The following is a 624-nucleotide window of genomic DNA, read 5'->3' as shown; positions in this document are numbered from 1 at the left end:
CCAGCGGTTGACCCGCCACTTGTCGGTGACGGTATCCAGGATGACTCTGCTGCGGTTGATCCGGGCACTGCCGATGCCCGAACCCGGCCCGGTGACCGCGCTCGGCGTCGATGACTTCGCCTTCCGCAGAGGCGCGAACTATGGCGCCATCGTGGTCGACATGCGCACTCACCGGCCGGTGGACCTGCTGCCGGACCGATTGAACGACACCTTCGCCGAATGGTTGCGTGCCCACCCCGGTGCCGCCGTGATCTGCCGCGACCGGGCGAGCGGGTTCGCCGAGGGTGCTCGGCGGGGAGCGCCGGACGCCATCCAGGTCGCTGACCGCTTCCACCTGCTTTACAACCTCACTGATGCTGTCGACCGGGTGGTGCGGGCCCACCGCAAGTGCCTGCATGATCGGCCAGTCGATGAGGCTGTTGCCCAGCCCGCTCCCGCGCCGGTGGTCGTCGACGGTCGGCGCGCGGAGTTAACCCGGCAACGGTGGGCGGAGGTTCACGCGTTGTGGGACAAGGGAATCGGGCACACCGCAATCTGCAGGGCGCTCAACCTCGACGACAAGACGGTACGCCGCTACGCCCGAGCCTGCAGCGCCGACGAGTTGCTGACCCAGTCGCCCAAACG

Annotated in this window: 1 protein-coding gene; it reads left to right on the top strand. The window is 68.3% G+C overall.

The window, feature by feature from the left end:
* Positions 1 to 40: 40 nt before the first annotated feature.
* Positions 41 to 624, top strand: a 584-nt coding sequence (locus IU459_RS37465; RefSeq protein ID WP_195134299.1) for a transposase, incomplete at its 3' end; no start/stop codon positions are given.

The organism is Nocardia amamiensis (genome assembly GCF_015477605.1).
GTDB lineage: Bacteria > Actinomycetota > Actinomycetes > Mycobacteriales > Mycobacteriaceae > Nocardia > Nocardia amamiensis_A.
This window is presented reverse-complemented; position numbering and strand designations above follow the sequence as displayed.